General features: G+C 61.7%; 20 protein-coding genes, 1 tRNA gene and 2 pseudogenes. 16 read left to right on the forward strand and 7 right to left on the reverse strand.

The annotated features are described in order from the left end of the window. Window positions 1-359 precede the first annotated feature (359 nt). Window positions 360-1,868: a MocR-like pyridoxine biosynthesis transcription factor PdxR gene (pdxR, locus tag DDE76_RS08390; RefSeq protein ID WP_210202706.1), complete on the reverse strand. Its 1,509-nt coding sequence runs from the start codon at window positions 1,866-1,868 to the stop codon at window positions 360-362. Window positions 1,869-2,022: 154 nt separating this feature from the next. Here pdxR and DDE76_RS20130 point away from each other — a divergent pair. Continuing rightward, a pseudogene (locus DDE76_RS20130) lies at window positions 2,023-2,262 on the forward strand (D-alanine--D-alanine ligase A); the annotation flags it as partial. A gap of 56 nt (window positions 2,263-2,318) precedes the next feature. On the opposite strand, the pseudogene DDE76_RS08395 reads toward DDE76_RS20130, so the two are convergent. After that, a pseudogene (locus DDE76_RS08395) lies at window positions 2,319-2,960 on the reverse strand (D-alanine--D-alanine ligase); the annotation flags it as partial. Between the two features lie 60 nt (window positions 2,961-3,020). Here DDE76_RS08395 and DDE76_RS08400 point away from each other — a divergent pair. From DDE76_RS08400 to DDE76_RS08410, 3 genes are all read left to right on the forward strand, one after another. Next, the gene (locus DDE76_RS08400; protein WP_104891345.1) at window positions 3,021-3,905 is read left to right on the forward strand and encodes a DMT family transporter; all 885 of its coding nucleotides are present in this window, start codon (window positions 3,021-3,023) and stop codon (window positions 3,903-3,905) included. A 576-nt stretch (window positions 3,906-4,481) separates the two neighbouring features. Then, a complete protein-coding gene (locus DDE76_RS08405) occupies window positions 4,482-4,844 on the forward strand; it encodes a hypothetical protein (RefSeq protein WP_157955721.1) in 363 nt (120 codons plus the stop codon). Continuing rightward, on the forward strand, window positions 4,844-6,400 hold the full coding sequence (locus DDE76_RS08410) for a relaxase/mobilization nuclease domain-containing protein (RefSeq protein ID WP_104891343.1): 1,557 nt from the start codon (window positions 4,844-4,846) through the stop codon (window positions 6,398-6,400). The genes DDE76_RS08405 and DDE76_RS08410 overlap by 1 nt, the downstream gene beginning before the upstream one ends. 73 nt (window positions 6,401-6,473) lie before the next feature. Here DDE76_RS08410 and DDE76_RS08415 read toward each other — a convergent pair whose 3' ends face one another. Together DDE76_RS08415 and DDE76_RS08420 are read right to left on the reverse strand one after the other, a co-directional pair. Beyond that, the gene (locus tag DDE76_RS08415) at window positions 6,474-8,243 is read right to left on the reverse strand and encodes a site-specific integrase (protein ID WP_157955722.1); all 1,770 of its coding nucleotides are present in this window, start codon (window positions 8,241-8,243) and stop codon (window positions 6,474-6,476) included. A 284-nt stretch (window positions 8,244-8,527) separates the two neighbouring features. After that, window positions 8,528-8,601 (reverse strand) — tRNA-Gln (locus DDE76_RS08420). 327 nt (window positions 8,602-8,928) lie between these two features. On the opposite strand from DDE76_RS08420, the gene DDE76_RS08425 reads away from it, so the two are divergent. The 3 genes from DDE76_RS08425 to DDE76_RS08435 all read left to right on the forward strand — a co-directional run bounded on the left by DDE76_RS08425 (window position 8,929) and on the right by DDE76_RS08435 (window position 12,725). After that, window positions 8,929-10,110, forward strand: coding sequence for a Ppx/GppA phosphatase family protein (locus DDE76_RS08425; RefSeq protein WP_245891849.1), 1,182 nt, complete (start codon window positions 8,929-8,931; stop codon window positions 10,108-10,110). Then, window positions 10,100-10,840, forward strand: coding sequence for an RlmE family RNA methyltransferase (locus DDE76_RS08430; protein WP_104891340.1), 741 nt, complete (start codon window positions 10,100-10,102; stop codon window positions 10,838-10,840). The genes DDE76_RS08425 and DDE76_RS08430 overlap by 11 nt, the downstream gene beginning before the upstream one ends. Before the next feature lie 307 nt (window positions 10,841-11,147). Continuing rightward, window positions 11,148-12,725, forward strand: a complete 1,578-nt coding sequence (locus tag DDE76_RS08435; RefSeq protein ID WP_104894677.1) for an ABC transporter substrate-binding protein — start codon at window positions 11,148-11,150, stop codon at window positions 12,723-12,725. Between the two features lie 12 nt (window positions 12,726-12,737). Here the strand turns inward: DDE76_RS08435 and DDE76_RS08440 are convergent, their stop codons facing one another. Further along, entirely contained in the window at window positions 12,738-14,123 is a 1,386-nt protein-coding gene (locus DDE76_RS08440; RefSeq protein WP_245891850.1) for an MFS transporter, read from the reverse strand. Between the two features lie 31 nt (window positions 14,124-14,154). Beyond that, window positions 14,155-15,540: an MFS transporter gene (locus tag DDE76_RS08445; RefSeq protein WP_342748370.1), complete on the reverse strand. Its 1,386-nt coding sequence runs from the start codon at window positions 15,538-15,540 to the stop codon at window positions 14,155-14,157. A 242-nt stretch (window positions 15,541-15,782) separates the two neighbouring features. On the opposite strand from DDE76_RS08445, the gene guaB reads away from it, so the two are divergent. The 9 genes from guaB to DDE76_RS08490 all read left to right on the forward strand — a co-directional run bounded on the left by guaB (window position 15,783) and on the right by DDE76_RS08490 (window position 25,925). Continuing rightward, on the forward strand, window positions 15,783-17,285 hold the full coding sequence (gene guaB / locus DDE76_RS08450) for an IMP dehydrogenase (protein WP_104894675.1): 1,503 nt from the start codon (window positions 15,783-15,785) through the stop codon (window positions 17,283-17,285). 110 nt (window positions 17,286-17,395) lie between these two features. Next, complete coding sequence (locus DDE76_RS08455; RefSeq protein ID WP_104891338.1) at window positions 17,396-17,830, forward strand: MAPEG family protein; 435 nt, start codon at window positions 17,396-17,398, stop codon at window positions 17,828-17,830. A 3-nt stretch (window positions 17,831-17,833) separates the two neighbouring features. Next, on the forward strand, window positions 17,834-19,123 hold the full coding sequence (locus tag DDE76_RS08460) for an RsmB/NOP family class I SAM-dependent RNA methyltransferase (protein WP_104891337.1): 1,290 nt from the start codon (window positions 17,834-17,836) through the stop codon (window positions 19,121-19,123). A 163-nt stretch (window positions 19,124-19,286) separates the two neighbouring features. After that, window positions 19,287-19,769 carry a TspO/MBR family protein gene (locus tag DDE76_RS08465; RefSeq protein WP_104891336.1) on the forward strand — a complete coding sequence of 161 codons (483 nt, stop codon included), beginning with the start codon at window positions 19,287-19,289 and terminating at the stop codon, window positions 19,767-19,769. An 80-nt stretch (window positions 19,770-19,849) separates the two neighbouring features. After that, entirely contained in the window at window positions 19,850-21,421 is a 1,572-nt protein-coding gene (guaA, locus tag DDE76_RS08470; RefSeq protein WP_104891335.1) for a glutamine-hydrolyzing GMP synthase, read from the forward strand. Window positions 21,422-21,614: 193 nt separating this feature from the next. Further along, the gene (locus tag DDE76_RS08475; protein ID WP_104891334.1) at window positions 21,615-22,151 is read left to right on the forward strand and encodes a GNAT family N-acetyltransferase; all 537 of its coding nucleotides are present in this window, start codon (window positions 21,615-21,617) and stop codon (window positions 22,149-22,151) included. A gap of 140 nt (window positions 22,152-22,291) precedes the next feature. Then, window positions 22,292-23,035, forward strand: a complete 744-nt coding sequence (locus DDE76_RS08480; protein WP_104891333.1) for a tetratricopeptide repeat protein — start codon at window positions 22,292-22,294, stop codon at window positions 23,033-23,035. A 22-nt stretch (window positions 23,036-23,057) separates the two neighbouring features. Next, the gene (gene der / locus DDE76_RS08485) at window positions 23,058-24,509 is read left to right on the forward strand and encodes a ribosome biogenesis GTPase Der (RefSeq protein WP_104891332.1); all 1,452 of its coding nucleotides are present in this window, start codon (window positions 23,058-23,060) and stop codon (window positions 24,507-24,509) included. Between the two features lie 123 nt (window positions 24,510-24,632). Next, window positions 24,633-25,925 carry a hemolysin family protein gene (locus tag DDE76_RS08490; protein ID WP_104891331.1) on the forward strand — a complete coding sequence of 431 codons (1,293 nt, stop codon included), beginning with the start codon at window positions 24,633-24,635 and terminating at the stop codon, window positions 25,923-25,925. Here the strand turns inward: DDE76_RS08490 and DDE76_RS08495 are convergent. Further along, the gene (locus DDE76_RS08495) at window positions 25,922-26,515 is read right to left on the reverse strand and encodes a GNAT family N-acetyltransferase (protein ID WP_104891330.1); all 594 of its coding nucleotides are present in this window, start codon (window positions 26,513-26,515) and stop codon (window positions 25,922-25,924) included. The genes DDE76_RS08490 and DDE76_RS08495 overlap by 4 nt on opposite strands. Window positions 26,516-26,517 lie beyond the last annotated feature (2 nt).

The following is a 26,517-nucleotide window of genomic DNA, read 5'->3' on the forward strand; positions in this document are numbered from 1 at the left end:
GCAAGTGGTTCGTCAGTCACACGTCCCCCACGGTGTGATACATCGGCATCTGGCGTCCCATAGCCGACTGTAAGGTTCCGGCCTCGAATCTTGTGGTCCTCTACTGCCTGCGCTTGTAAATAACCTGACCGAAACCGACCTTCCACAGGCCACCGGCCTTCGCCTTTGAACAGAAGACGCGAAACGGCAGGTTTCGGGAACTCGGCAACCTGGTCTGAACGGCCGGAATGGGGCGCGTTGGCGACCCACGGTTGCCGATGCCACGCCGATCATTCACGCAGTAACAACGTGCTAGCGAATGTGGTTGCTGAGTACGGAATCTGGAAATGCACACATCCCAAACTTTCGGGTTCCCGGGGCTATAAGCTCTCGAAGACCTTCGCCAGCGCACTCGTTCCGAGATCAGCCTCACGGTCCGACAGGCCGGAGAAACCGAGCAGCAGCCTTGATGCGTCGAGGGATGCAACGTTCATGCGTGAGAGGGGCATGACGACCACGCCGTGCGCCAGGGCGGTCTGGGAAATCTGCGTATCACTGCTCCAGGTGCCGGTGCTGCGTACGGTCAGGTTGATGCCCTGGTCGGGCAAAACCACCGACAGGTGTTCTCCCATGCGCTCCTGTAGCATTCGAGCTAGCATGTCGCGCGAGGCGCGCAACCGCTCGCGCAGACGGCGCAGATGGGCGGGGAAATAGCCTTCCAGCAGAAAGTCGGCGACGACTCGTTGCTGGAAACTGGGCGGACAACGGTCGAGCGCCGGGCGCACGGCGCGAAACACCGGCACTAAGTCGGGCGGCACAACAAGATAGCCCAGGCGCAGGCTGGGCAGCAGGGCCTTGCTGAAGGTGCCGGTATAGAGCACACGATCAGCCTGATCGAGGCCCTGCAGCGAGGCTATGGCGTGACCGTCGTAGCGAAACTCGCTGTCGTAATCGTCCTCGACAATCCAGCATCCATGTTCACGCGCATAGGCCAGCAGTTCGAGGCGCCGGGGCAGCGACAGCACGGAACCGGAAGGGTACTGATTGGAGGGCGTCACATAGACCAGAGCGGGCGGCGCCAGCGTGCCGGCAATCAGCGGATCGAGTACTATACCGGACGGGTCGACCGGCAGGCCCAAGATTTCGGCGCCATTCAGCGCCAGGCACTGCCGGGCCGGGGGATAGCAAGGGTCTTCGACGACCACGCGATCTCCCGGCGACACCAGTACGCGAAAGGCCAGGTCGAGCGCCTGCTGTGTCCCCGCCGTGATAAACAACTGCTCGGGCGTGCAGCGCACGCCGCGCGAGGCGGCCACATGGGCCACGATGGCCGCACGCAGATCCGGTTCGCCCTGGATATCACCATAGCCTTCGAAGGCATAGTTCATGTGGCGACCCGCCAGGCGGTTGAGCAGGCTCGCCGTCCGTTCGTCATGCGCCATTCGGCCGGTGACAAAGGGCAGCAGCTTTTGTGGTTCAAGGCTGGGACCACGGGTCAGCATGGCGGTCACCGACGCCGAGATGGACCGCCGCGGCGAACTCTTCCCGACAATGGGTTGCGCGACCGTTTCGAGCGGCTCGGCGGGCATGTCTGTCAGGACGTAGGTCCCTGACCCATGACGCGCCGTGGCATAGCCCTCGGCGATCAAGATGTCATAGGCCTCGGCAATCGTGCCGCGCGCGAGCCCCCATTCCTGCGCAGCAAGGCGCGACGACGGCAGCCTCTGTCCCGGCTTGATCCAGCCATCGGCGATGGCCTCGCGTAGCGCCAGATAGAGTTGTCGGGCCAGCGATGCCGGCGCCGCTGGATCAAGACGCGGCTGGAACCCGGCCGACGGGCTTTCGCGCCGGCGGGCCAGCCGGCGCTTCGTAGAGGGCAAGTGGCTCACGACACGCTCGCATAGTGGCTCTTTGAATATCATGGATTATGCATTCTAGTTGATCCACTTTCAATGACCCAGCAATCGAGGTTACGCATTGAAACAATCCAGATTGAAGATTGCCGTATTGTTCGGCGGTCGCTCCGCCGAACATGATGTATCGGTGCTGTCGGCGACCAATGTCATGGCAGCCCTCGACTCCGACAAATACGAGCCCGTGCCGATTTTCGTGACCCGGGATGGCCGATGGCTGCTGAGCCGCTACGAAAAGGGCGTCCTGGCGACGCCCGACAGTGGGGCCGAACTGGCTTTGGTGCCCGGTGGGCGCGGGCGCCTGACCATGCTTGGCGCTGGCGGAGAGGTCGTGGGTACCGACAGGATCGACATACTGTTTCCGGTCCTGCATGGCCTCTTCGGTGAGGACGGCTCTGTGCAGGGTTTTGCCGAGGTCGCCCGCGTGCCGCTGGCCGCCATGGCCTTTGCGTACATGCTGATATCGGTAAATCCGGGAATGGTGTTGAGCTCGTTGACTAGAAAATCGCCGTTTTGCTTGAGGAAAAAGTCCACCCGAGCCATGCCGTCGCAACCCAGCGCCCGGAAGGCCCTGGCTGCCATGTCGCGCATAGCGTTCTCGACTTCTAGTGGCAGATCCGCGGGCACTTTGAGGACCGCGCCGGTCTCGTCGACATATTTGGCGTCATAGCTGTAAAAGCCATGCTGCTCCGCCGGTACGATCTCGCCGGGGCGGGAAATGAAGAGGCCGCCTGTCTCATCCTCCAGCACGCTGAACTCGATCTCGCGGCCCGCCACGAACTCTTCCACGAGGAGGTCGCGGTCAAAGCGGAGGGCGTCTTCGAGGGCGAGTGGGAACTCCTCGCTGCCGGAGACTTTCCTGACGCCGACAGATGATCCCTGCCGGGCAGGCTTGATGAACATGGGCGAGCCAAGCGCACGTTCCAGGGCGGCAAAGTCAGGCGCCTCTTCCTTGGTGATGGCCACCGAACGCGCCACCGGGATGCAGGCCGCGTTCAGCAGACGCTTGGCAATGATCTTGTCGAGCGCCGTGGCCGATCCGAGCAGGCCGCAGCCGGCCAGCGGCATTGCCTATTCCGAGATCATCGAGCGTCTGGTGAGTCATGGCCTCGCGCGGGCGAACCGACCATGACGACCCTCGACACAGGCGAGGCCAAGACGGCCAGTGGCCTGCTCAATGGGCTCATCGGTGTCGCCATCTTCAGCGGATCGCTGCCAGCAACGCGGCTTGCTGTCCAGCAGTTCGACCCGATCTTCCTCACCGTGGCGCGGGCCACCATTGCCGGCCTGCTGGCGCTGGTACTGTTGCTGGCCCTGCGCCAGCGCCGTCCGGCAAAGGCCGACCTCCTCTCCCTGGTCATTGTCGCGCTGGGTGTTGTCATCGGCTTTCCGCTGCTGACGGCGCTCGCGCTGCAGCACGTTACTTCGGCCCATTCCATCGTCTTCATCGGCCTCCTGCCGCTGGCGACCGCCGTTTTCGGCGTGCTACGCGGCGCCGAGCGACCAAAACCCGCCTTCTGGCTGTTCTCTGCGCTGGGCAGTGCGCTGGTGGTCGGCTTTGCCTTGGCGCAAGGGCTCACAGCGTCTCCGACCGGCGATCTGCTCATGCTGGCCGCCATCGTGGTCTGCGGCCTCGGCTATGCCGAAGGGGGCAGGCTGTCGCGCCGGCTCGGCGGCTGGCAGGTTATTTCCTGGGCGCTGATATTGTCGCTGCCGCTCATGATCGGGCTATCACTGCTGACCCTGCCGCCAACATTTATCGGCATCACCCTGCCGACCTGGATGAGCCTGGCCTATGTTTCCGTGTTCAGCATGCTGGTCGGCTTCGTCTTCTGGTATCGCGGGCTGGCCCAGGGCGGCATCGCCGCCATTGGCCAGCTGCAACTACTGCAGCCCTTTTTCGGCTTGGCGCTCGCCGCCACCCTGCTGCATGAGCCCGTCACCTGGACCATGCTGCTGGTGTGCTTCGCCATTGTCCTCTGCGTATTCAGCGCCAGACGATTTGCGGCATGATCAATGGGACGCAAGTTGGGCGGTTCCAACTATCTTACAACTCCCCAAAGCGCCCCTAACATCCTTCCGCCATCGCGGTTTCAGGCAGTTCACTGAAACTACCGCTTTTGGGACCCGGCTGAAGCGGCTCTTGCCTCCGAAATGGGGCGCATCGCCGAAATTTGCTGATGTCGAATGCAGGGGACCGTTGCACGTAAATGCTGCTGTGCGATCGCTAGTAAATGATGTCGCGCGAGGAGCACTCGCGCTGGAAGAACTCACCGCTACCGATTTCACAGATGCCCACCGCGCGACGCACTGAATGGCAGCTATCGGAATACTTCTCAATTTGACCCAATGGCCGAACTGGGGCGCGTGGCCGAACGGCTGCCTCTTAGCTGTCGCTAAAGTTTCCGTCTATTTGCGGTGATGTTGGGCCGCATGTTTCCAAGCTTGACGCGCACCGTGGTCAACGACTTGTACTGGCGGTTGGCTATTTTGAATTTTCATCAGATCGACTGAAGCTCAGGGAAGCAAGCCATGTTCTCGGGCGCTCCCTGTGGTCGCACCCTCGAACTGCGTTGAGAGGAGTGAGCAATGAGCAAAACGCGACCAAAAGGTCGATCGATGGCAAGGAAGAGTGATCCTGCTCTTGAGGTATATGACAAACGTAGGCCATATGGGGTGAGGCTTTCTGCCCGAGAACTGGAGATCGTGAAGGCGCGCGCCAACGCAGAGAACAAGCTTCTTGGGGTGTATTTGCGTGACCAAGCACTACAGCCAAGCCGCCTCCTTGACCTGCAGACCTGGGCAAGACTGGCGAAGTCTGCGGACCGAATTGACGCGCTTTTTGAGCGCTTGGAAGCACAGGATTTTTGCGAACTGGCCAATGAGGCCGACGAACTGCGACAGGCACTTGCGCGGTTCCGAACTGCCCTCCTTGTGCGCAAGGTTCCCTGATGATCGGCAATCTCGTCAAAGGTCGGGACGCCACCGGTCTTGCAAAGTATCTGCTGAGCGCGGTCGATCACGCCGGCAACCTGAGAGAGCGTGTGAATATTCTGGGTGGAACACTTGCGGGCCGCACAGCGGCGGCCATTGCTGCGGAATTGGATGCATTCCAAGGCCTTCGGCCCACTCTGGGTGTCCATCTCGTTCATCAAATGCTGCGCCTGGCAGATTTTGAAGACGAGCTAACTGACAGCACTTGGTTGACCATAGCCAAGCGCTGGGTCGCTGATATGGGTTTTCAAGCCTGGCTGGCGATCGCTCATGGAGACCAGCACATTCATATCGTAGCGTCACGCGTATGTATCGACGGTTCGGTTGTCAGCGACCAGAATGACTACTTCCGCTCCGAAACGTGCGTACGTCAAATTGAAAGAGAATTTGGACTGGTCAAGGTAAAGCCATCGCATTTGCTGGATCATGAGCGCAAGCAGACCCATCAGAAGGTTGCGACAAAGGGGGCTACTGAGATCGAGCGCGAACATGGCATTGCGATGCCTGCCAAGATTATCGCTGGCGAAATTGATCGTATCTTTGCTTCTGGTAGCACTGTAACTCTGCAAGCGTTCGTCGCGGACCTGCAAAGCTGCGGGATCGATGTTCGCCCCAATCTGGCAGCTACCGGCAAAATGTCAGGGTTCGCCTACCGAATGGGGAACGTCAAAGTGACTAGTAGTGCAATGGGCCGCTCCTACACTTGGGCACGCCTACTGGCACGAGGCCTCGCCTATAATGCAGGTGCCGACCAACATATTTTGCGAGACCTGCTTACCCAAAGTATGGCCAGAGAGCCAGCAGAGGTAGGCACCACCGAGCACACAAGTCCTGAAGCGTTGCGGAGCGCTGCAGTCTATACCCAAGCGAGGATGCAGACACTAGTTGATGTGGTGGGACCGAACCAGATCGCAGTTCGGACACCTGAAAGTCGGGTCTTCTATAGATCGGACTTCGTCCCGCGATTGATGCAGGACGCAGCGATTGAGATCGAATTTTCAAGGCGCTTTGTTGTTCTTGGAGACATTCCCCGCGACCGGCGTGAGCAGGTGATGGGGCTACTTGAGCCGTCGATTGTGATCTCTCACGTCTCGGGAACGTGTGACGTCGTCTGCCGAGTGGCGAATGATGACCATCCGCTTCCCACTCAACAGGCATACAAGGAGGTGGCGCAAGCTCTCTCCCATCTCGCTGGCGCAGAGCGCAGGGACTCTATTGCCTCGCCGGTGCCCCGCTCAAAGTCACACTCGAGGGTTGAACAACTGACGCCCCGATTGTCTAGGATCGGCGCTGAGGCGCAATTAGTGGCCCGTCATTCTCCCGGTGCCCTGGCCATTTGGGCCAAGGCGGGCGTTAGCGAACTGTTCCACAAGCTAATAGCTGCAGCAAAGAGGCGGCTCGGTTTGAGTAACCTGACGTTGATTTCGTCCCCGCAGATGCAAAAAAACGAGCAGCCGACAAAGCTGGCTAACCCAAGGACCGACACCGATCACGAGAATGACTTTTCTGCTTAGTTGCGTTCGCGCTAGCTAGCAAAAGGGCGACGATCCAATCGCTGTGAGTTGCCGCCCGATAGACTGCCCGATCTTAGTTTGCGCAAGCAGTGTTCTGAGCTGTTCTAGTGCGCTTCTTGTTGCGAGGTCGAGGTGCCGCCACGCGTGCATGACTCAAAGCGGCCTGAGCAGCGATTGTAAAATCCGGCAACTTTTCGATAGCGTCGAGCATTATCGGCAGCGGCGTTGGATCCCTGTAAATTCTGTTGGTAGTACCGACGTTCTCATGGCCCAGAAGATCCTGTACGGTCTTGTCCCTGACAGCGTCATGATTGTCGAGCTTAGTCGCCACGTAGTGCCTGAAACTGTGAAAGGTCTTACGACGACCATCGACCTCCCGATTGGCGCCCAGTGCCAGATCGACCGCATTGTTGAAGTGGTGGTCCATCTTGTCGCCAAAGGATGAATGTGTGCCTTTGGCAATGCCCGCTCTGGCGGCCAATTCCGGAAACAAATCGACGTCTCTACGCTGCTGTCTCTCCGTAACGTATTTCGCAAAGCCCAATTTCAGAATCGGCGCAGGGATCGGGATAGTCCTTGCCGAGGCGATTGTCTTAAGACCGCGATTGCTGTTCACGCGGACCACAAACGCTGGTGTTTGCGCCAGAATATCCACGTCGGCAACCTGCATTCCTGCGATCTCTTCCCGCCTGACTCCGGTGTAAGCGGCGATCAGCGGGCACCAATACAAGCCGTCCTGGATAATCAGATCGCCGGGCAGATTTCGTCTCGATTGAGATTTGCAGCCGGTCCAGATTGGTCCCGCAAAAAGCGCAAAAAGGTCGGCTGTCTTGAACCTTGGGCGATCCGTGCGCGTGGCCCCGATGTGCACGCTGCGGTCCTGGATTGCGGTGGAGAGATTTCCCAGTTCTGAGAATCCAGCGTTTTTCGCCGCCTTCAGCAAACTTCCTAGAACGCTCAGATTCTTCTTGATCGTCTTTGCCCCGATAGTTTTGAACCCTGCCTTGCCAGCTTTTTGTGCATTTTCGACTCGTTGATGCAAAGTGCGTTCGGCGTCGATCGGATCTTTGCCGTGAGCCGCAGGCAACTGCTCAAGAATGCGCATCCATTTCCAAATGTCAGCCTGCCGGATGCTGACCAGGGTGGTGCATCCCGTGCACTCGACAAATTCTTCAATGACCCTGAGTTTGACCTTTCCCCAGGCAGCATCGTGAGCGCCGGTCCTGACCGCGCGAGCAACCATGTCTCGGGCAAACTCCAAGGTGCCGTCCAACTCGGCGCCCTGCATGGAGTTATGCTCATCAATCCCTTGCTGAGTCATGGTTGTCTGGCTGGGCGCTCTTGGTCCATCGATTGCAGCGGCAGGTATGTTGGAGACGTCCGGTTGCTCCAGCAGGGCGACGAGTTCGCGCGACTGCTCGAGCTGCGATGTGCCCGTTCGGCTTGCGAGTTCATCCGCCACAGAGAGCGCTGCCGCGGCCATCGCGTTCAGCTTAGCCATCCGCCCAGTAGCAAGCTCAATACCGGTTGCCTGTGTGCCAAGGAAATCAGAGATTTGGTGGCGCATACGCTCTGTTCCCGCCTCGCTCCAGATCATGTCAGCAGTAGCGTCCGCCAATTTGCTGACTCTGCGATCAAACTCTGTGTCTCCCGTCGGGGCGGCCTGAGCATCGAGACCTCCTTGAGCCAGCGCAAAGTGTGCATGCGCCGCAACTCGATTGGCGGTAATTTCCTCTTGAATGGAATCACCCGAGTCCAGGGCAAGCATAGTAAGGTTGCGGAGCTTGTCCTGGTGCTTCTTGAAGCAAAGCTTCATAAAGGCCTTCACCTGCTCCTCAGTCATATTGCCCTCACGCAAACTACCAAACGCGCGCTCACTTTCGAGCGTCAGAACACAGGATAGCTGTTGGGCGACCCGCCAGTCTCGTGTGCCGAGACTGAAATCCACATATGCGCGAGAACTCGGGATGCGTCGGCGCCAATAATACGCGTGATTACGGAGGCTGCAAAACTGGACTGCTCTGTGCATCTTTTGGCCCTTGTGTGAGGCCTTGTGTGCGACAGAGCTTCAGCGAGATTTTCGCCTTCAGCTTTTATCTTTTATTTTCAGTGTCTTGGGTGGAGATTTGGCTGGGGAACCTGGATTCGAACCAAGATCGACGGAGTCAGAGTCCGCTGTTCTACCATTGAACTATTCCCCAGCAGATGCCTGCTGGCAAGTCAGCGCGGCGGCCCGGGGGCGGCGAAGCGCGACGGGGGTCTCATTAGACAAAGCTGGGGCCGAATGCAAGCGGGACGGCACGCGAATAATGCCGTGCTGGGGAAAAATCCCTGTGCCCGGCCATTCCCCTCGCGGATCGGACTGATGTCATCTTCCATTGGCAGGAGCGGCTGCGGGAGCGCCGGGCATGCTTTGCGTTGCGCTTCCGCCTGCCTTGCTCTACCGTCATTTTCGACAACGCAACATGATGTGCCCTCGGGCGCGGCCGGTTCGACCGGTCCAGCGACCGTGCACAAAGGAGCCAAAAGTGACCGAACCTGTTCGGTCCGCCCTGGTCTCGGCCCTTGTGGACGAGGCCGGAGCCGGCGTCTCTACCGGCCAGAGCCGGAAGGAGAGGGCGGGCGCTGCCCCGCCTGTCGTGCCGGACCAACGGACCCCAAACGCCCCCCATCCCAGGCGCGGTCGCGGGCCGCTCTATGCGGCGCTGGACCTGGGCACCAATAATTGCCGGCTTTTGATCGCCCGGCCGCATGAGCGCGGTTTTCGCGTGCTCGACGGGTTCACCCGAATCGTCCGCCTGGGCGAGGGGGTTTCAGTGACTGGCCGGCTTTCGGACGCCGCCATGGAACGCACGCTGGACGCCTTGCGCCAGTGCCGCAACAAGCTGCGTGACCATCAGCCCGGCCGCATGCGTCTGATCGCCACCGAGGCCTGCCGTGCCGCGGAAAACGGTCCCGCATTTCTCGACCGTGTCCGCAATGAAGTCGGGTTGGAGCTCGAGATCGTCGATCGTCGCACCGAGGCCGAGCTGGCCGTGACCGGCTGTGCCGACCTGATCGACGGAGCAGCGCAGGGCGCGCTGATGTTCGATATTGGCGGTGGCTCATCCGAGCTGGCCTGGCTTGATTTTCGCGGCGGCCGCCCGCGCGCCCAGGGCCGTATGTCGGCCTCCATCCGCTCCTGGCAATCCCTGCCGGTGGGCGTGGTCTCGATTGCCGAGAAATTCGGCGGTGTCGATGTCACTCCGGAAGTCTTCGAAGCCATGGTCGAGTATGTCGGCTCGCATCTGCGCCAGTTCCGGGGACGCGAGAAACTCAAGCAGATGATCGGCACCCATCCGGTTCACCTGATCGGCACCTCGGGCACGGTGACCACGCTGGCCGGGTTGCATCTGGGGCTGGAACGCTATGAGCGGCAGAAAGTCGATGGGCTCTGGATGCGGCGCGACCAGGTGGACGAAACCATGCGGGCCCTGCTCGGCATGCCTTTCGCGCGGCGTGTGGCGCATCCCTGCATCGGCAAGGACCGGGCCGATCTGGTGCTGCCCGGCTGCGCCATTTTCGAAGCGATCCGCCGCGAATGGCCGACCGAACGGGTCCGCGTCGCCGATCGCGGCTTGCGCGAAGGCATTCTGATTTCCCTGATGGACGCCGACCGCACGCAGAAGCGCCCGAATCGCTATCCCAGGAGGCAAGGCAATGGCCAATAACAAGGCTCTGGGCACGGGCGGACGCAAGTCCGACAAGGACCTCAAGATCAGGGTGAAAACGGCCAAGGGCCGCAAGGTGGCGTCGACCAAATGGCTCGAACGTCAGCTCAACGATCCCTATGTGGCCCGCGCCCGCGCCGAGGGCTATCGCTCCCGCGCCGCCTTCAAGATCCAGGAGATCAACGAAAAGCACAAGCTCTTCAAGAAAGGCATGCGCGTGGTCGATCTCGGCGCCGCGCCCGGAGGCTGGTCGCAAGTGGCTGCCAATGCGGTGGGCTCCACCACCGAACATCCGCTGATCGTGGGCATCGACTATCTCGATATGGATGCCATCCCCGGCGTTATCCTGTTCAAGAAGGATTTCACCGAGGAGGATGCACCCGCCATGTTGATCGAGGCCATGGGTGGTCACGGTGCCGATGTGGTGATGAGTGACATGGCCTGGCCGACCACCGGCCATCGCGCCACCGACCACCTGCGCATCGTGCACCTGATCGAGATCGCTGCCGACTTCGCAATTCAAGTGCTCAATCCCGGCGGATCTTTTGTGGCCAAGGTGTTCCAGGGCGGCACCGAGCATGAGCTGCTGCATATGCTCAAGCGCCACTTTGCCACCACCTTCCACGTCAAACCGCCCTCGAGCCGCAAGGATTCTGCGGAGGCCTATCTGGTCGCAAAGGGGTTCAAAGGCTCCGCTTCGGCCGAAGGCAAAATCACTCCAGTGGAGTGATTTTAGACGCGGAGGCCATGAGAGCTACGTTCGAATGGCGGGGGTGCTTCGGCTGAAGGCAAAACCACTCCAGTGGAGTGATTCTGGACGCGGAGGCCATGAGAGTTACGCCCGAGTGGCGAGATCGCCGCTAAGAAGACGATCAATGCGATTATTCTGCGCCACGCCCAAAGTGGCGCTGGATCGAGAAAATGCACGCGGACCGGTAACCGCACGCCTCCTGGAAACGAACACTTCTTTGAAATTGCACTTGGTCAATGCAGCCAAGGCTGAAATGCTGCCCTTAGAAATGTCCCGGGAGGACCCCATGTTGCGTCACACGACTACCCGCTTGATTCTGGCCACATCGATGGTTGCCCTGCTCGGCGGGACAGCCATGGCCGAAACCTTCCGCTGGTCGGCCACCACCGACCCGCAGACCATGGACCCGCACGCCGCCAATCTGGCGCCGGTGACCTCGTTTCTGAACAATATCTATGAAGGGCTGGTCCGCCGCGGCAAGGACATGTCCATCGAGCCATCCCTGGCCACCGCCTGGGAGCCGCTGACCGGCGATGAGGACGGCTGGCGCTTCACCCTGCGCCAGGGCGTCACCTTTCAGGATGGCGCCCAGTTCAATGCCGATGACGTACTGTTTTCCTATGAGCGCGCCATTTCCGAACAGTCGGACGTGAAATCCTGGTTCGCGCCGGTCAGTGAGTTGCGGGTGGTCGATGATTACACCGTCGAGTTCATCACCAATGGTCCCAATCCGCTGTTTCCCGACAGCATTGCCAACTGGATGATCCTGGATCGCGACTGGGCCGAGGCCAATGGCGCCACCGCACCGGCGCGGGACAGTGAAACCTATGCGACCCTCAACGCAAACGGCACCGGCCCGTTCATGCTGGATACGCGCGAGCCAGGCGTCGCCACGCGTCTGGTGGTCAATCCCGATTGGTGGGACGAGCCCGAGCACAATCTCACCGAGGCCGTGCTGAGCCCGATCACCAATTCAGCCACGGCCATTGCCGCGCTGCTCTCGGGGGAACTGGACATGCTGGCCACCGTGCCAGTACAGAACGCGCCGCGCCTGGCCGAGACAGATGGCATCACGGTGTTCTCCGGGGTCGAGGCCCGCGTCATCATGCTCGGCTTCAGCCAGGACAAGGACACGCTCTATTTCACCGATGGCAGCGTCGATGGGAACCCGTTCACCGATGTGCGTGTCCGGCAGGCCGTGGCCCATGCGGTCGATGTTCCGGCGATCGTCCAGGTCATCATGGGTGGGCTGGCCAAACCAGCGGCGCAATTGCAGCCTGCGGGGCTCTCGGGCTATTCGGCAGCCCATACCGAACGTCCCGCCTACGACCCCGAGGCGGCCCGCGCCTTGCTGGCCGAAGCCGGCTATCCCGATGGCTTCACCTTCAGCTTGCGTTGCCCCAATGACCGCTATCTCAACGACGCCGATGTGTGCCTGGCCATCACCGGCATGCTGCAGCAGGTTGGGCTGAACGCCGAGCTTGAAACCATGCCGGTGGCCAATTACTGGCCCGAACTGCGCGAAGACAATGCCGACCTCTACCTGCTCGGCTGGTCGCCGGGTACGTTCGACGCCGAGCACCCGATCCGCTTCCTCGCACACACGCCGACCGAACAGCTCGGTACCTGGAACTTCGGCGGCTATTCCAATGCCCGCATTGATGAATTGCTGCCCCAGATCCAGCAGGAACTCGATCCGGCGGCTCGCCAGTCCATGCTGGAAGAAGTTGCCGGCATTCTTCAGGACGAGATGGCCTATGTGCCGCTCTATGAAGAACCACTGGTCTGGGCCGCGCGCGATGGCGTGGAGCTGGTGCAGCGCCCGGACAATTTCCTCATGCTGCGCTGGGTCACGGTCAACTGACCACACGCCGCATCAATGCATATGCGGGCCGCTCATCAACTGGTGGCCCGCATTGCGCGGAATGCGCAGGAACATGACGACAGCGATGGCGCTGATGGCCGAGACCACGAAGAAGGCCATGTGAAAATCTGTCAGCGCCAATTCGCCCCCGCCACGCAGGCGATGGGCAAGTTCGAGCGTGCCACCGCCGACCGCCACGCCCATGGCGAACATCAACTGGCCCCAGACCTGGCTGATCACATTGGCCTGGCCGGCATCCTTGTCCTCCACATCGGCGAAGACGAAGGCATTTGAGCCGGTCCAGAAGGTTGATTGCCAGAAGCCTGTAAATACGAGAATGCCCAGGATCAGCGGAATGGGCGTGCCCGGCACATAAAAGCCCATCACCAGAATGCCCAGGGTCGAGACCAGGCTGGCGATCACCAGCGGGTATTTGAACCCCCAGCTCTTGAATATCCAGTTGGCGACAAACTTGGCGGAAAGCGCCCCGATGGCGGCAACGAAGGTCACCATGCCGCTTTCGAACGGGCTGAGCCCGAAGCTGAGTTGCAGCATCAACGGAAACAGAAACGGCACCGCGCCCTGGCCGAGGCGGAAGAAGCTGCCAGCCACCACCGAGACCCGAAAGATCGGCAAGCGCAACAATCGCAGGTCGAGCAGGGGATATTCGGTGGCCAGCGCATGGCGCGTGTAGAAATAGCCCAGCCCGATCCCCAGCGCTGCGGCGATGACGCCATAGATCGGGGGCAGGGCAGGCAGGCTGATCACCGAGCAGCCGAAAGCAAACAGCGCAAAGGCGAGTCCGGCCAGCACGAAGCCCTTGCCATCGATGCTCCGCGGCTTGTTGCGCGTCTCGTTGGGCAGCGCCAGCCCGACCAGGGCTATGCCGAGCAGGCCGATGGGAATATTGATGATGAAGATCCAGTGCCAGGAGAAATAGGTGGTCAGAAACCCGCCAAAGGGCGGGCCGACAATCGGGCCGATCAATCCGGGAATAGTCAGCCAGGCCATGGCGTCCACCAGTTGGTGCCGTGGCGTCATGCGCACCAGCACCAGCCGCGCCACCGGCCCCATCATCGCCCCGCCCATGCCCTGGATGAAGCGTGCACCCACGAACTGTGCGAGCGAGCCGGAAAAGGCGCAGGCGATCGAGCCGATCATGAACACCAGCATGGCCAGCCGGAACACCCGGCGCGCGCCAAACCGGTCCGCCATCCAGCTCGAAATCGGGATGAAGATGGCCAGCGCCACGAGATAAGCGGTCAGGGCCAGTTTGAGCGAGATGGGATCGGTACCGATATCGGCTGCAATGGCCGCCAGCGACGTGGCGATCACGGTCGAGTCCATGTTCTCCATGAAGATCGCCGTGGCGAGGATCAGAGGCGTTGCGCGCGACATGTCTTGTTTCGGCCCGGTGTTCCGGTGCCGCTCACTCCCGAACGGCCCGATGGCCGGAAACATTGTTGCCGGCGTCATGCGGCAGGCGGAAATAGATGATGCCGGCCAGGGCGCTCATGCCCCCGACGGCAAAAAAGGCGATCTGAAAATTGAGCAGCGTCAGGTGGCCGCCGCTGAACATGCTGGTGATCTCAAGGATGGCACCCGCCACCGCCACCCCGAAGGCGACCGACAATTGCTGGCCCACCGCCACGATGGCGGTGGCCTGGCTGGCTTCTTCGTCGGAAATATCGGCATAGCCAATGGCGTTGGTGCCGGTAAAGAATATCGAGCGCAACACGCCACCGGCGACCAGGATGATCATCATCACCGCCACCGGTGTTTCTGTGGTGAATAGGCCCTGCGCCGCGATCAGCAGCCCGCCAAAGACCGATGCAAACCCCAGCACGCGCGGGAAGCCGAAGCGCGCAAAAATCCGTTCAGCGATGAACTTGCTCATGATCGCGCCAATTGCCGAAACGAAGGTGATGGCGCCGGACTGGAATGGATTGAGCCCGAAGCCGAGCTGCAGCATCAGCGGCAGCAGGAAGGGCATTGCACCCACCCCGATGCGAAAGAACGACCCCCCGGTGACCGAGGAGCGGAACAGCTTGTGGCGGAACAGGCTTGGATCGAGCAGGGGATATTTCGTCTTGCGCGCATGCAGCAGATAGAGCAGGGCCGCCGTGACGCCGATCGCCAAGGTCATGTAGCCATAGATTAGCGGCAGGGCAGGCAGGCTGATCACCGACAGACCAAATACCGATCCGGCAAAGGCCACCGAGGCAATGAAGAAGCCGACGATGTCGACCGGCCGCGGAGTCCGTTCATCGGGCACCTTGAGATAGATGCCCGAAAAGATGATGCCGGCAATGCCGATCGGGATATTGATCCAGAAGATCCAGTGCCAGCTCAGATAGGTGGTCAGGAATCCGCCGATCAGCGGCCCCGAGACCGGTGCCACCAGCGCGGGGACCGTAAGCCAGGCCATGGCGGCAACCAGCTCATTGCGCGGGGTCGAACGCACCAGCAAGAGACGTCCCACCGGCGTCATCATCGAGGAGCCGATGCCCTGGAAAAAACGCGAACCCACGAAGGTTTCCAAAGAATAGGAGAAGGAGCAGGCCAGCGAGCCGAGCATGAACACGAAGATCGCCAGCCGGAAGATATTCTTGGCGCCGAACCGGTCCGCCATCCAGCCGCTGATCGGAATGAAGATGGCCAGCGCCACGAAATAGGCCGTCAAGGCGAGCTTGAGCGCGATCGGTTCGGTGCCGATATCGTTCGCAATCGCAGGCAGCGAAGTGGCGATGACGGTCGAGTCCATCTGTTCCATGAACAGGGCGACCGCCAGGATGAGCGGGGTAACGCGGATCAAGACAAAACCGGGATGAATCGGAATAGGCCGCGAATGCGGTATCGCCATTATGGGCTGGCCTGCCGGACACGACTAGCCCAAAATCATTCATCCATGGGATGAACCCGGTTCGTGCCCGGGGCACTAGGCAAACAGCGTCCCGGGTGCTATTGGACCTCGCCAACCTGAACCCGCGCACATTCAATCGCCGGTTCACATTCCAACAGTTCTGGATTTCATCAGAAGGCAGGAAGGGTCTGGCCTTGGCGAAGATTATTACCACCATCACCGGCGAATCGGCGCTGACATTCGACGATGTGCTGCTGCAGCCCGCGCGTTCGGACATTCTGCCCACCGAGACCGATATCTCCACCTATGTCACCAAGGACATAGCCCTCAAGCTGCCGATCCTCTCCTCGGCCATGGACACGGTCACCGAAGCCAATATGGCCATCGCCATGGCCCAGGCTGGCGGCATGGGGGTCATTCACAAGAACCTGACCGCCGAGCAGCAGGCCGAGCAGGTCCGCATGGTCAAGAGCTTTGAAAGCGGCATGGTGGTCAATCCCATCACCATCGGCCCCGAAGCGACCTTGGCCGACGCGCTTGCGCTGATGCAGCAGAGCCGGATATCGGGCATTCCAGTGGTCGAAAATGGTGGCAAGGGTGGCCGCGCCATCGGCAAGCTGGTCGGCATTCTCACCAACCGCGATGTGCGTTTCGCCTCGAACCCCAACCAGCCCATTGCCGAGCTGATGACCAAGGACAATCTCATTACCGTCGGCGATGGCGTGTCCAAGGACGAAGCCAAGGTGCTGCTGCACCGCCACCGCATCGAGAAACTGCTGGTGGTGGATGCCGATTTTCGCTGCGTCGGCCTGATTACCGTCAAGGACATCGAAAAGGCCCAGCTTCACCCCAATGCCGTAAAAGACGAGCAGGGGCGCCTGCGCGTGGCCGCCGCCTCGACCGTGGGGGACGCCGGCTTTGATCGTTCGCTGCAACTGATCGATGCCGGCGTCGATCTTCTGGTCATCGACACCGCGCACGGCCACTCGGTACGCGTCGCCGAGGCCGTCGAGCGCGTCAAGCGCGAGAGCAATTCCACCCGTATCGTGGCGGGTAATGTTGCCACGCCCGAAGCTGCGCGCGCCCTGATCGATGCCGGCGCCGATGCCATCAAGGTGGGCATTGGTCCCGGCTCGATCTGCACCACCCGCATCGTGGCCGGTGTTGGCGTGCCGCAACTAGCCGCCGTCATGGGCTGTGCCGAAGAGGCGAGCAAATCGGGCGTGCCGGTCATCGCCGATGGCGGCATCAAGTTCTCCGGCGACATGGCCAAGGCCCTGGCCGGCGGCGCGTCCTGCGTCATGGTCGGCTCGCTCCTTGCGGGCACCGACGAGGCGCCGGGCGAAGTCTTCCTCTACCAGGGCCGTTCCTACAAATCCTATCGCGGCATGGGCTCGGTTGGCGCGATGGGCGCTGGGTCGGCCGATCGCTACTTCCAGCAGGATGTCCGTGACCAGATGAAACTGGTCCCCGAGGGCATTGAGGGCCAGGTGCCTTATAAGGGCCCGGTCAACGCCGTGCTGCACCAGCTCGCCGGCGGTCTCCGTGCCTCCATGGGCTATACCGGGGCGCATAATCTCAAGGACTTCCGCGAGAACTCGGTCTTCGTGAAGATTTCCGGCGCGGCCTTGAGCGAAAGCCATGTGCACGACGTCACCATTACCCGCGAAGCCCCCAACTACCGCAGCGGGCGCTAAGACATCCTGGCGTTGCCGGCACCCCGGCAGCGCCCCACCGCTCGCCGGAAAACTGATTCAGCAACAAGACGTTACTGCGAAAAGCCGACTCTCTGGCGGAGCCTCAGGACATGCCCCTTCTCGACAAACTGCTCGCCCTCGCCATGGCTGCCCAGGTCTTCCTGACGCTGGGCTTGCTGATATGGATGGGACGGGAGCGCGTCCCTCGTGTCATGCGGGGCGAGATCAAGGTGGCAGATATTGCCGTTGAAAAAGATGCCTATCCGCTCAAGGCGCGGCTGCTTTCCAACAGCTTCGACAATCAGTTTCAGCTTCCCCTGCTGTTCTTCGTCGGCGCGTTGGCCGCTCTGCATTTTGGCCTGCTCGACTGGTTCACCGTCGGCCTAGCCTGGCTGTTCGTCTTCCTGCGCTACGTGCACGCCGCCATTCATGTCACCACCAACCGGGTCTATCGGCGCTTTGCCGCCTACACCGCCGGCCTTGCCGTCCTGGCCCTGTTCTGGCTATGGCTGGTCCTTCGCCTTTTGCTTGCCCCGAGTGTTTGATCCATGCGCCTTCCCGGCCGTCTTGCCGCCGCCATTGAAGTTCTCTCCGACGTCGAAACGCGGCACCGGCCCGTTTCCGAGGCGCTGAAGGCCTGGGGCATCAACAATCGCTTCGCGGGGGCCGGAGATCGCGCCGCTATCGGCAATCTTGTCTATGACGCGCTGCGTCGCCGCGCCTCCCACGCCGCCGCCATGGGCAGCGACAGCCCGCGCGCCCTGGTCCTGGCCGTGGCCATGCGCGATTGGGGAGAAACGCCGGACAGCCTCGCCGCGGCCTTTGAGGGCGATAGCCATGCCCCCGAGGCGCTCACGCCCGAGGAAATTGCGGGGGCAATGGCAGATCTTTCCAGTGCACCGGCCGCCGCGCGCGCCGATATGCCCGAATGGCTGGTCCCCTCGCTGGAGCGTGCGTTTGGGGATGACTGGATTGCCGAAGGCGCGGCGATGGCCGGGCGTCCTTCACTCGATCTGCGCGCCAATGCGCTCAGGGCCTCGCCCGAAAAGGTGATGAAGTCGCTGGCGCGGTTCTCGCCGCAACCCACCACGATCGCCCCGTTCGGCATCACCATGCCGGCTGGTCCGCGCGACGCCCGCACGCCCAATGTCACCACCGACGAAGGCTACCAGAAGGGCTGGTTCGAGGTGCAGGACCAGGGCAGCCAGATCGTGGCCATGCTGGCTGGTGCCCGCGAGGGCGAACAGGTGCTCGACCTCTGCGCCGGAGCAGGGGGCAAGACATTGGCCCTGGCCGCCACCATGGGGAACAAGGGCCAGATCTTTGCCTATGATGCCGACCGCTCGCGCCTTGCGCCGATCTATGATCGCCTCAAGCGCAATATGGTGCGCAATGCCCAGGTCCGGTCCCCGCAGAATGGCGCACTGGATGACCTGGTCGGCAAGATGGACCGGGTTGTGGTTGATGCGCCCTGCACCGGCACGGGCACCTGGCGCCGCCGCCCCGATACCAAGTGGAAACTGACGCCAGAGCTTCTGGCAGTGCGCCAATCCGAGCAGGCGGCACTGCTGGTGGAGGCGGCGCGCTATCTCAAGCCGGGCGGCACGCTGGTCTATATTACCTGCTCCATCCTCCCCGAGGAGAATGACGATCAGATCGCCACGTTTCTTGCGGACCATCCCGGTTTTGAAACCGTGGACATCGCTGCGGCGTGGCGCCAGACGCTGATCACCGATCTTCCGGAAGGCCTTGCCACCTCCGGTGGCGGCATCTGCCTGACACCAAGGCGCACCGGGACCGACGGCTTCTACTGCCACTTGCTGCGCAACAAGGGCTGAGGGGTCTTCTTCTGACACCTTGTCCCTCTGCTCCATGCGGAGAGGAGGCGGAACGCCAAGCATAGGGCAGGGCTGCCGTGTCCAGGCAAATACGGACCCCAAATGTGAACTAGTGCTGCGGTTTCTGCGTTCTGACAATAGAACACCCGTATGGGAGAACATCATGCACGCCACCGCCGCCGATTACCGAACACCACAATCCTGGATCGCCCTGGCCATCTTCCTCGTATTGGTCATCGGTGTCGGCGCGCTCGTCGGCACCCAGTCCCAGCCGGGCACCTGGTACGAATCGCTCGCCAAGCCACCGCTCAATCCGCCCAACTGGATTTTCGGTCCAGTCTGGTTCGCCCTCTACGTGATGATCGCCGTGGCCGGCTGGCGCATCTGGATCGCCGCACCGCAATCGGGTGCCATCAAGTTCTGGGGCGCCCAGATGCTGCTCAACTGGGCCTGGTCGCCGGTTTGGTTCCTGGCGCAAATGCCATGGGCAGCCTTTGCGATCCTCATCGCCATGTGGCTTTCGATTGCCGGGTTCATCCTCGCTGCCCGGCGGCATGACAGCGTCGCACCTTGGTTGTTCGTACCCTATATCGCTTGGGTGAGTTTTGCCGGTTATCTCAACCTTTCTATCGCGCTGATGAACTAGCATCAGACTTGTGCGGCGTGCATGGGGGCTTCTCCCACAGCATGCTTGCACAATCGGTGTGGCGAGGCTAAAGCCTCGCCATGCAGCACCCAGACACCGCCACCCGCAACGACACTATCCTGATCGTCGACTTCGGCTCGCAGGTCACCCAGTTGATCGCCCGCCGCATTCGCGAGACCGGTGTCTACTGCGAAATTCACCCCTTCCAGTCCGCCGGCGCCGCTTTTGGCGCGCTCAACCCCAAGGGCGTCGTGCTCTCGGGCAGCCCTGCTTCGACGCTGGACGAGAACGCGCCCACCATTGACCCGGCGATTCTCGATGCCGGTGTACCGATCCTGGGCATCTGCTACGGTCAGCAGGCGCTCTGCATGGCCCTGGGCGGCAAGGTCGAGGCCGGGCACCATCGCGAATTCGGCCGCGCCGAAGTGACGGTGCACAAGGCCAACAGCCTTTCCGATGGTGTCTGGGATCTCAACACGGATCATCAGGTCTGGATGAGCCATGGCGACCGCGTTGTCGCTCTGCCCGAGGGCTTTGAGGTGGTCGGCACTTCGCCAAACGCCCCCTTCGCGATGATCGCCAATGAAGCGCGCCGCATCTGGGCCGTGCAGTTCCACCCCGAAGTGGTGCACACCCCCGATGGGGCCAAGCTCTATGCCAATTTCGTGCACCAGATCTGCGGCGTTTCCAGCAACTGGACCATGGCAGCCTATCGTCAGAAGATGGTCGAAAAGATCCGCGAGCAGGTCGGCACCGGCAAGGTGATCTGCGGACTCTCCGGTGGCGTCGATTCTTCTGTTGCTGCCGTGCTGATTCATGAGGCCATTGGCGACCAGCTCACCTGCATCTACGTCGATCACGGCCTGATGCGGCTCAACGAGAGCGAACAGGTCGTCACTATGTTCCGCGATCAGTTCAATATTCCGCTGGTCCATGTAGATGCCGAGGATCTCTTCGTGGGCGAGCTGGAAGGCCAGTCCGACCCCGAGACCAAGCGCAAGATCATCGGACGCCTGTTCATCGAAGTGTTCGAGCAAGAGGCCAAAAAGCTCGGCGGCGCCGATTTCCTGGCTCAGGGCACGCTCTATCCCGACGTGATCGAATCCGTCTCCTTCACCGGCGGCCCCTCGGTCACCATCAAGTCGCACCACAATGTGGGTGGTCTGCCCGAGCGCATGAACATGCAGCTCGTCGAGCCGCTGCGCGAGCTGTTCAAGGACGAAGTGCGCGCCCTCGGCCGCGAACTGGGCATTCCCGAGAGCTTCATTGGCCGCCATCCCTTCCCGGGACCGGGCCTGGCCATCCGTTGCCCTGGCGGCATCACGCGTGAAAAGCTCGACATCCTGCGCCAGGCCGATGCCATCTATCTCGATGAAATCCGCAAGTCGGGCCAGTACGACAAGATCTGGCAGGCCTTCGCCGTGCTGCTGCCAGTCCAGACCGTCGGCGTCATGGGCGATGGCCGCACCTATGAATTCGTCTGCGCCCTGCGCGCCGTCACCTCGGTCGATGGCATGACCGCCGATTTCTACCAGTTCGACATGAACTTCCTCGGCAGGACGGCCACGCGCATCATCAACGAAGTCCGCGGCATCAACCGCGTGGTGTACGATGTGACCTCCAAGCCGCCGGGCACGATTGAGTGGGAGTAGCCACTGGCGGCGCAAAGCGCCGCAAAATCAATCCAGTGGACTGATTTTAGGTAGCTACACCCGGAGCGTTGTGCTCGAAGGGGCAGGCGGTTGCTCTCTGCTCCGCCGGCATTCGATAGCCTCAAAGGCGCCTTGCTTCCCGTTTTCGCCCAGTCGCTCGGATCGCGGATCCAGTCGCAATTGTCTTAGGCCCATGAAAACCATCGAAACAGCAAGGGTCGTCCTGCGCAATTTTGCCCCGGAAGATGCCGAGGGGCTGCTCGCCTATATGCGTGAACCGCGGGCAAGCTGCTTTATCTCCGGCAAGCTCGACGATCTCGATGCAGCCATCTCCGATATCCGATCCCGAGCCGATAGCGACGACGCGATTGCGGTCGCGCTGAAGTCTTCCGGGGAGCTGATCGGCGACATGTTCTGCATGTTCGAAGAGCCCGACACGTTCAGCGTTGGCTGGAATTTCAACGCGGCCTTCGAGGGCAAGGGGCTGGCCAGCGAGGCGGCACGCGCATTGCTGCACCACCTGTTTACCGACCGCGGTGCCCGGCGCATCTTTGCCTATGTCGAAGTGACCAATCCGCGTTCACAGGCGCTGTGCGAGCGGCTCGGCATGCGCAAGGAAGGTGTCTTCCGAGAGTTCATCTCGTTCATAAACGACGCGGCGGGCAATCCGATTTACGAGGACACAATGCAATATGCCCTGCTCAGGCGGGAATGGGGCGGCCAGGCATAAGCGCCCGGCGCCCCGGAACAGTGGCACACCTCGCCTCAGGCGCCGCTTGATGAAGGCATCAGGCCCTGTTCAGCCGGTTTGCATTCCGGGGGGCGCGTGATAATGCTCGCCCTCAAATTCTTTCTTGCCTTAGGCCGACCATGTCCAACGAGAACATTTTCCGCGAAATCGACGAGGAACTGCGCACCGATCGCATGCGGGCGCTGTGGCGCCGCTTTGCGCCGTTCGTCATCGGAGGCGCCGTTGCCATCGTCGCCCTGGTGGCGATCAATGAGGGCTGGTCCTGGTACACCAACAGCCAGTCGGCCGCGGCCTCCGAAGAGCTCTATGCAGCCTATGACGCCGCCGAATCCGGCAATCTCGACGAGGCCGTAAGCCAGCTCGATGCGCTGGCCGCTGACGGTTCGGGCGGTTATCCGGTTCTGGCCGAGTTCCGCAAGGCCGCCTTGCTGGCCGAACAGGGCGACACCGCTGGCGCCATTGCCGCCTATGATAGCCTCGCCAATACCCAATCCAACGCCCGCCTGCGCGAACTGGCGTTGTTGCTGGCCGCCAACCTTCTGGTCGACAGCGGTTCGCTGGCCGATGTCGAGGCGCGCATTGGCACGCTGGCAACCGAGGACAGCCAGATGCGCCGCGTCGCCGGTGAACTGCTGGGGCTGGCCCAGTACAAGGCCGGCCAGTTCGCTGCGGCCGAGGAAAGCTTCGAGGCCGTGCTGAACGATCCGCTGGCACAGGGCGGCATCCGCAACCGCATGGCCTACTATCTGGCGCAGATGTTGTCCGAAGGCGTGGTGGCTGAGCCCGCGCCGGAGCCGGCTGCGGACAATGCCGATGACGCTGCACTCGACGGCGAACCCGCTGCCGAACCCGCGGCCGAATAATCCGCATTTCAGGGGAACCGCCATGACGGTCACACTTGCCATTGTCGGCCGTCCAAATGTCGGCAAATCCACCCTGTTCAATCGGCTGGTCGGTCGCAAGATCGCTCTCGTCGACGATACGCCGGGCGTGACGCGCGACCGGCGCGAGGCCGATGGGCGCATTGCCGATTTGCATTTCAAGGTGCTCGACACTGCTGGCTATGAGGACGTCAAGGACGGCAGCCTCGAAGACCGCATGCGCCAGCAGACCGAGCTGGCCATCCGCGAAGCCGATATCATCCTGTTCATGATCGATGCCCGGGCGGGTGTTGTGCCGCTCGACCAGCGCTTTGCCCAGGTGCTGCGCAAGGCCGGCAAGCACGTCCACCTCGTCGGCAACAAGGCCGAGAGCAGTGCCGCGGAAGCCGGCCTTGTTGAAGCCTTCAAGCTTGGTTTTGGTGAACCCATCCCCTTGTCGGCCGAACATGGCCTGGGCCTGTCCGAGCTCTATTCCATCGTTTCAGCGGCCATCGACAAGGCCGAAGCGCAAAAGGCCGCTGCAGCGGCCCGGGGCGAAGAAACTGTGGACGACCTCGACTTCATACCGGAGGTCGATGTCGACATCACCCCCGACATGCTCGAAGGGGAGGGGGACGACGCGACCCTGCGTTGGAACCCGCGCCGCTATCTCAATGTGGCCATCGTCGGGCGCCCCAATGCGGGCAAGTCCACCCTGGTCAATCGCATGGTGGGCGAGGATCGCGTGCTGGTTGGCCCCGAAGCCGGCATCACCCGCGACAGCATCCTGGTGCCCTGGGAATGGGAAGGCCGCATTGTCAATCTGGTGGATACCGCCGGCATCCGTCGCCGGTCCCGCGTCACCGGCAAGCTGGAAAAGCTGGCCGTGGGCGATAGCCTGCGTTCCATCCAATATGCCGAAGTCGTCGTGCTCATGCTCGATGCCACCGTGCCGTTCGAAAAACAGGATCTGGCCTTGGCCGATCTGGTCGAGCGTGAAGGCCGGGCGATGGTTATTGCGCTCAACAAATGGGACTTGATCGAGGACAAGAACGAAACGCTCAAGGTCCTGCGCGAGGAATGCGAACGGCTATTGCCGCAACTGCGCGGCGTTCCGCTGGTGACCCTGTCGGGGCTGACCGGCAAGAATATCGACCGGTTGATGGATGCCATTTTCGAGATCGAGCGGAACTGGAACGCCCATGTGTCTACCTCGCGCCTCAACCGCTGGCTGGCAGGCATGATCGAGGGGCATCCGCCCCCGGCCGTCTCCGGCCGTCGTCTCAAGCTGCGCTACATGACCCAGGCCAAGACGCGCCCGCCCAGCTTCATCGTCTTTTCATCGCGGCCCGACGCGGTGCCCGCGTCTTATCAGCGCTATCTGGTGAACGGATTGCGCGAGGCGTTCGACATGAAGGGGACGCCAATCCGCCTCTGGCTGCGTGGTGGCAAGAATCCGTACGTGGACAAGAAATAGTCAGATCTGAGCCCAGGGCATTTGATAAGGCATCAAGCCCTGTTTACGTCTCGGCGCCTTGCCCTATGATGCGCCCGTCGGAGCACCCCGCCATTGGTCGCGGCGTGCCAATAGTGCACTCTCTTGCTTACAGAAATTCTCATTGTTGTTGTGCTGATCCTGGTGAACGGCGCGTTGGCCATGTCCGAGCTGGCAGTGGTCTCGGCCCGCCCGGCGCGGCTCAAGGTCCTGGCTGAACAGGGTGACGCCGGCGCGGCCACAGCCATGCGCCTGGCCGAGGAGCCGGGCAAGTTTCTCTCATCCGTACAGATCGGCATTACCCTGGTCGGCATCCTCTCGGGCGCCTTTTCCGGTGCGACGCTGGGCCTGCGCCTCACGGCCTGGCTCAAGGATCTCGGGCTGGCGGACAATTTTGCCGACATCGCGGGCGTTGGCGTCGTGGTCGTGCTGATTACCTATGGCTCGCTGATCCTGGGTGAGCTGGTGCCCAAGCAGATTGCCTTGCGCAACCCCGAAGCTGTAGCGGCACGCGTAGCCCAGCCCATGGCGCTGCTGGCTTTGATTGGTACGCCGGTCGTCTGGCTGCTGGACGCCACGGGCAAGGCCGTCCTGCGCCTGTTGGGGCAGGGGGACCAGACCGAAGATTCCGTCACCGAGGAGGAAGTGCGTACCATCATCGCCGAGGCCACCACGGCTGGTATTCTTGAGCATGAAGAACATTCCATGATTTCGGGCGTGATGAAGCTGGCCGACCGCTCGGCACGCGGCATCATGACTCCACGGCTCGATGTTGTGCTGATTGATCTCGAAGACAGCTATGAGGACAATCTCAAGATCATCCTCGAAACCTCGCACACCAAGGTGCTGGTGCAGGAGGGGGATGCCGACAGCATACTGGGCGTTCTGGCCCAGTCCGACCTGCTCCCGGCGCTGGTCGCCGGGAAACAGCCGGACCTGCGTGCCCTGGTCAAGCCTGTGCCGGTGGTGATGGAGCATGCCGATGCGCTTGATGTGGTCGAGGCCATGCGCAAGGAGCGCGCCCAGATGGCGCTTGTTGTCGATGAATACGGGCACTTCGAGGGGATCATCACCTATGGCGATGTGCTTGAGGTCATCACCGGCATCTACAATGAAGAGCCCGGCGACGAGCCAGCATTGACCCAGCGTCAGGACGGCTCATGGCTGGTTGCGGGCTGGATGCCTGTCTATGACTTTGCCGAGCGCTTCAACGTGCCCGTGCCCAAGGATGCGCGCTATGAAACGGTGGCCGGATTTGTACTGGCCCAGGTCAACCATATGCCCGCCGTTGGCGAGGTCTTCGAGCAGGATGGCTGGCGATATGAGGTGCTTGATCTGGACGGACACCGTATCGACAAGGTGCTGGTAACGCCGGTCGCGCCGCAGAGCGTGGACTAGAGGGGCATTCCGAACCAGACGACGCCCGGCTCCTCGCGCAGCGGCGTAAAGCCGCTGCGGGTCCAGAAGGCGATGCCGCCGCTATTGCTGGCGCTGGCGCCCAGATGAATGCCGCTTACCCCGGCAGCCTTCGCCCGTTTTACCCACATGTCGAGCAGCCTGGTGCCCACGCGCTGCCCGCGCAGGCGCGAGAGCAGGTTCATGTGGATATGGGCGGGATAGCCCGCCACGATATCGGCCGGCGTGGTTTCCGGCCGCATGATGGCGGCGACACGCCCCCGGTCAGCTTCGGTCATGCCGGAGGGGTCGGCATATCTGGCGCGCAGAGTTGGCCACCACTCCCGCTCGAGCCGCTCCGCGAAGCGATTGCTGTCATGGGTGCCCACGATATAGCCGGCAACACCCGCCTCATCCTCGGCGACGAAGACATTCTCTGGTTCCAGCACCCCATAGGGCGCCGAATAGATATGTCCCACAAGCTGGTGGTCGCTATGCAGCGGCGTGGCATCCTTGCTGGCGTCGCCCGTCTGCAGGCAGATCGCATAGAGCGCGTCGAGATCCTCGGGACGGTAGGGACGGAGCGCCAGCATGG

It is taken from the genome of Devosia indica (assembly GCF_003056405.1).
GTDB lineage: Bacteria > Pseudomonadota > Alphaproteobacteria > Rhizobiales > Devosiaceae > Devosia > Devosia indica.

What these genes read in the sequence shown, in the direction of transcription:
- DDE76_RS08400 (WP_104891345.1), top strand. Translation starts at nt 3,021, where the DNA reads ATGACGACCCTCGACACAGGCGAGGCCAAGACGGCCAGTGGCCTGCTC.
- DDE76_RS08405 (WP_157955721.1), top strand. Translation starts at nt 4,482, where the DNA reads ATGAGCAAAACGCGACCAAAAGGTCGATCGATGGCAAGGAAGAGTGAT.
- DDE76_RS08410 (WP_104891343.1), top strand. Translation starts at nt 4,844, where the DNA reads ATGATCGGCAATCTCGTCAAAGGTCGGGACGCCACCGGTCTTGCAAAG.
- DDE76_RS08415 (WP_157955722.1), bottom strand. Translation starts at nt 8,243, where the DNA reads ATGACTGAGGAGCAGGTGAAGGCCTTTATGAAGCTTTGCTTCAAGAAG.
- DDE76_RS08430 (WP_104891340.1), top strand. Translation starts at nt 10,100, where the DNA reads ATGGCCAATAACAAGGCTCTGGGCACGGGCGGACGCAAGTCCGACAAG.
- DDE76_RS08435 (WP_104894677.1), top strand. Translation starts at nt 11,148, where the DNA reads ATGTTGCGTCACACGACTACCCGCTTGATTCTGGCCACATCGATGGTT.
- DDE76_RS08440 (WP_245891850.1), bottom strand. Translation starts at nt 14,123, where the DNA reads ATGTCGCGCGCAACGCCTCTGATCCTCGCCACGGCGATCTTCATGGAG.
- DDE76_RS08455 (WP_104891338.1), top strand. Translation starts at nt 17,396, where the DNA reads ATGCCCCTTCTCGACAAACTGCTCGCCCTCGCCATGGCTGCCCAGGTC.
- DDE76_RS08460 (WP_104891337.1), top strand. Translation starts at nt 17,834, where the DNA reads ATGCGCCTTCCCGGCCGTCTTGCCGCCGCCATTGAAGTTCTCTCCGAC.
- DDE76_RS08465 (WP_104891336.1), top strand. Translation starts at nt 19,287, where the DNA reads ATGCACGCCACCGCCGCCGATTACCGAACACCACAATCCTGGATCGCC.
- guaA (WP_104891335.1), top strand. Translation starts at nt 19,850, where the DNA reads ATGCAGCACCCAGACACCGCCACCCGCAACGACACTATCCTGATCGTC.
- DDE76_RS08475 (WP_104891334.1), top strand. Translation starts at nt 21,615, where the DNA reads ATGAAAACCATCGAAACAGCAAGGGTCGTCCTGCGCAATTTTGCCCCG.
- DDE76_RS08480 (WP_104891333.1), top strand. Translation starts at nt 22,292, where the DNA reads ATGTCCAACGAGAACATTTTCCGCGAAATCGACGAGGAACTGCGCACC.
- der (WP_104891332.1), top strand. Translation starts at nt 23,058, where the DNA reads ATGACGGTCACACTTGCCATTGTCGGCCGTCCAAATGTCGGCAAATCC.
- DDE76_RS08495 (WP_104891330.1), bottom strand. Translation starts at nt 26,515, where the DNA reads ATGCTGGCGCTCCGTCCCTACCGTCCCGAGGATCTCGACGCGCTCTAT.